At 60.0% G+C, this 4,160-nt stretch carries 4 protein-coding genes; all 4 read right to left on the bottom strand.

Features of this window, described 5'->3' with window-relative positions:
- On the bottom strand, positions 1-685 hold a 685-nt coding region (repC, locus tag KBT70_RS20325; RefSeq protein ID WP_296638517.1), incomplete at its 3' end, for a plasmid replication protein RepC.
- A gap of 213 nt (positions 686-898) precedes the next feature.
- Positions 899-1,831 carry a plasmid partitioning protein RepB gene (repB, locus tag KBT70_RS20320; protein ID WP_009820070.1) on the bottom strand — a complete coding sequence of 311 codons (933 nt, stop codon included), beginning with the start codon at positions 1,829-1,831 and terminating at the stop codon, positions 899-901.
- Positions 1,815-3,008 carry a plasmid partitioning protein RepA gene (repA, locus tag KBT70_RS20315; RefSeq protein ID WP_009503867.1) on the bottom strand — a complete coding sequence of 398 codons (1,194 nt, stop codon included), beginning with the start codon at positions 3,006-3,008 and terminating at the stop codon, positions 1,815-1,817. Before repA ends, repB begins: the two co-directional genes overlap by 17 nt.
- A gap of 143 nt (positions 3,009-3,151) precedes the next feature.
- Positions 3,152-4,036: a recombinase family protein gene (locus KBT70_RS20310; RefSeq protein ID WP_009820069.1), complete on the bottom strand. Its 885-nt coding sequence runs from the start codon at positions 4,034-4,036 to the stop codon at positions 3,152-3,154.
- Between the last annotated feature and the right edge of the window lie 124 nt (positions 4,037-4,160).

The raw sequence follows: 4,160 nt of genomic DNA, 5'->3' as shown, positions 1-4,160 counted from the left end.
CCTGGTCAAGAAGGGCCTCGAGATCGGCCCGGTGGTTCGACAAGTCCTCAAGCGAAAGCTTGCGGCGAAGAGCACGGGCTGTGAGGGAGGCCGTGTCGCTGAGCTGGTCCCATAGGCCAAGCCCGGGCTGGATCTCCTCGCCGAATTCCGCCAGAGCGGTAAGGTCGCGGCGCATAAGGCTCACCACCTCCCTTAGTCGCCGCAAACGGTCCTCAGCCTCACGCACAGCCTCTGCGGCCCGTGCAATCTCCTCTGCCCGGCAATAGAGCGGGGAGAGGTCGAAGCCGAAGGCAACGCGATCTTCGCCGCGCTTGCGCACATACCGCTTCCCATTGGGGCTATCGCGCCGCATAAGCAAGCCTGCCTCTACCAACCGGGCGAGGTGACGGCGCATCGTCGAGCAAGCCATGCCGTTCAGCCGCTCGCAGATCGCCTTGTTGGATGGGAAGACGACCATTTCGGTGTTCCCGCCAAGCGCATCGTCCGGAAAGAAGCTGAGAAGTCCCTGAAGAACGGTCAGATCGCGCTCGGAAACCCCAAAGGCGGCCTGTGCCTTGGACAGCTCGCGGAGTAGCTCCCACTTGTTGACGGGCTTGCCGGGAACAGACGCCTCAGGACGCTCGACCACGCGCAGATGGGCGTGCGAAATTGGCCGCATAAACGGCGAAATCGGTGTGTACTCCATATCGTCATTCACGAAGGCAAAATTTCCCTGGCCCGCGAATCGCTTTGCGCTTGCGGGAAAGGGGCCAGATCGCTACATTCAGAGGTGCGAAAACTGAAGTTTTGTAGCGGGCTGGTCCCGTGCGAAACCTAAGAAAGGTCTCGTGAAGCTTGCTTCTCGGGGCCTTTTTCTTTTCTGCCTGTCTCGTGCCTCCTTTTTGATTGTTGCTCTTCCTCAGTCTTCCGAACGCTTCCAGCGCTCGTGAAGCTCGGCGATCAGCTGCGGGGCGTTGCCCTCAAGCCAGCTGACAAAATCGCTCTCCTCGGCCTTCAACTCGAGCTTGAGTTGTTTTCCACGACGTCCGGTCGTGACAGTGGCGGCACCGACCCCCGGAATCACCGTGCCGGGCCGCCCGCGAGGGCGAGACGAGGATGTGGTCTGTTCGGGCTTCCCTGCAGCAGAGAGGACGGCCAAAAATGCATAATCGGATTTCTCGTCAATACCGCCTTGGTAGGATGTCTTGGACTCACCCGCCAAAGCTGCAAGCAGTTCGCGATCGGCATCCGTAGCCCCCAGCAACTTCTTGAGCTCTTCCCACCTGGGCCGACCAATGCCCGGAGCGGCACCGATGGCGAGGACCAGGTCCTCCCCAACGGTGCGGACTACGCTTAACAGCTGCGACACTCCTGCCTCGGTCAGATTGAGAACCTCGGCGACACCCTTGTTGGTGCGTTCGGATGCGCTCAAATGGTCACCGTCGAGCAAGGCGGCGGCAACAAGCGCACGTTCGATGAAGCTTAGATCCCGCCGCTCCTGGTTCTCCAACAGCTGATCACGAAGCGCCTGATCTCCCTCCATCTCTGTGACAATGGCGCGGACCTTGATCCCAAGTTCTCTGCAAGCTTCCAGTCGACGACGGCCATAGATCAGGCTGTAGCGATCACCCTCAAGCGGCCGGACGAGGATTGGTACTCGCTGGCCGTTCTTGGAAATTGACGCCTTGAGGCCCTCAGTCTCGATCTGCAGCCGGTCATCGAGCCGACCTGTGGTTTCGATTTGGTCAGGCTCGATTTCGAAAACGCCGCCGCGCAGCCTGCGCCCCTCGAGAGCGTCAGGCGCGTTGCGCAGGGTCTGCAGTGGCAGTCCCAGTTTAGGCTTTCTTGCCATTGCGTCCCCACGTGTTCTGGATGATCGCCGCGATCTCGTCGTTGACGGCGTTCATGGATTCGATTGCACGATCAAAAGTCTGACGCGTGAAGTCCTTCTTGTCGGCTTCATAGAGCGTCTGCTTCGTCAGCCCAGCATCAGAGATCGCTGTCGACTCAACCATGTGGTTGGTCAGGACTGACCTGCCGAACAGACCCCGGATGAAAGCAATGACCTCGGTCTGCGGGGCATCACCCACCTTGTAGCGGGTCGGCAGAAAGCGCAGCCAGTCGAAGCGAAGGTTTGCGCCAGCATCCCGGATGACGCCAAGCAGATCAGCGGTCATTCGCAGAAACTGCGACATGGACATCAGATCGAGCATTTGCGGGTGAACGGTGACAAGCACCCCTGAAGATGCTGAAAGGGCGGACATGGTTAAGAAGCCAAGCTGCGGCGGACAGTCGATGACGACGACGTCATAGTCCGCTTCGACACTGTCGAGCGCGTCACGCACACGGGCAAAGAATGCGCGGGCGCCGCCACGCTGGATGGCTGCCGGCGTCTCATGTTCGAATTCCATGAGCTCAAGGTTCCCGGGAATCAGGTCAAGACCACGGATGTAGGTCTTGCGGATCACGTCTGAGATCGGGACCGGTTCATCGTAGCGAACCGCATCATACAGCGTGCCACCCTCCATCAGGTCCAGCTCAGGCTGGATGCCATGCAGCGCGGAAAGGGATGCCTGGGGGTCCAGATCGATCGCAAGGACACGATATCCCTTGAGAGCCAAGCGCTGTGCAAGGTGAGCGGATGTTGTCGTTTTCCCGGACCCGCCTTTGAAGTTCACAACAGAAACAATCTGAAGCTCGTCACCGGCACGACGTCCCGGAACGTAGGTTCCAGGCTTCTTCGCGTTTGCCTCAAGGGCGTGGCGAATCTCCCAGATATCATCGAGGGTATATCGCCGGTGGCTGCCCGCCGTGGTTTCGACGTCAGCGATCTTTCCTTCTCGATGAAGCTTGCGAAGGTAGGTATGATCGACGCCAAGCAACTCGGCCGCCTCGCCGCTGGTCAGGCTGCGCATGACTTTTTTGGCGTCGGGAGGGAAGTGGGCAGCACGTTGCGCATGAAGATTGGACGCAAGAAGCTCTGCGTAGTGCCCGATGGCAATGTCCAGGTCCTGCTCAGCTTCGCTCATCTCTGCCTCGATTCGTGGGCGCGTTTTTTATGTGATCGCGCGTTATTTATCGAGACTATTGCCCGAGCTATCAGATTCGTGCAAGCTCTTTCTAGATTTGGTGTGGTTCAGCCACACAGGCACAAGGGCAAGCGTCGCTTAATTCAGTCGAGCAACTCTAGCTTCTCGGCCCGCTCCAACAGCATTTTCACCGAAGACGGCTGCCATCTTGTTCGGCCACGTGGTGTGCGTTCCCGCATTGATTCCAGGCGTTCACAGATCGCCTGAAGCGTGATGTCGGGGTCCGCGCCCTTGATGGCGGCGACGATGGCGGGCAGGCGGTCGTCGGTTTCGCGGCGCCCGGCGCGGGCCAAAACTGCCTCGGGCAGAAAGCCGTCGCGGACATAGGCCTTCACGGCGCGCAAGAGACGACTTTGGGTCCAGCGACGCGCCTCGGGCAGGGGGCCGTTGATGATGCGTAACACGTCTTCCCAGGCCAAGTCGGGGCGCAACCGGCGCACATGAGGAACCCAATCTTGTGCCGTTTCGTTCAGACGCTCCATGTAGCCGTCTTGTCGTGCCAGCCGCACCTTGCGAAGAGCGGCAGGGTCTTTGGCCCGCAGCCCAGGGTTGCCGCCCACGCGGCCCTTTGTGCGTGCGCTGGCAAGGCCGGCCTTGGTGCGTTCCCTAATTAAGGCGCGCTCGAACTCGGCCGCAGCGCCCAAGACCTGCAGCGTGAACTTGCCCTGCGGGGATCCAGTGTCGATCGGGTCCTGGATCGAGCGAAAAAACGCGCCCTTGGCCTCGAGCCGCTCGATCACCTCCAGCAGATGCGACAGGGATCGCGCGAGGCGGTCAATCCGCACGACCACCAGCGTGTCGCCCTTGCCGATGCGCTCCAACACCCGCGCAAGCACCGGCCGCGCACGGTTACCGCCCGAGGCCTGTTCTTCATGGATTTCGGCGCAGCCATCGGATTTCAGGGCCTGCGACTGGGGCAGGGGGGTCTGATCCTCGGTAGATACGCGCGCATAACCAATCAGGGGCATCAAAACAGTCTTTTTGCAGTTTCATACATCGCTATTAAACGACCGAATGATAGCGACGAGAGGAGAGGTCGCATGATGGCTGTTCGTCGCCCAAGATCAGCTTCCATTGACCAAAACTGAGCAT

The sequence above is a fragment of the Roseovarius sp. genome, from assembly GCF_018066915.1.
GTDB lineage: Bacteria > Pseudomonadota > Alphaproteobacteria > Rhodobacterales > Rhodobacteraceae > Roseovarius.
This window is presented reverse-complemented; position numbering and strand designations above follow the sequence as displayed.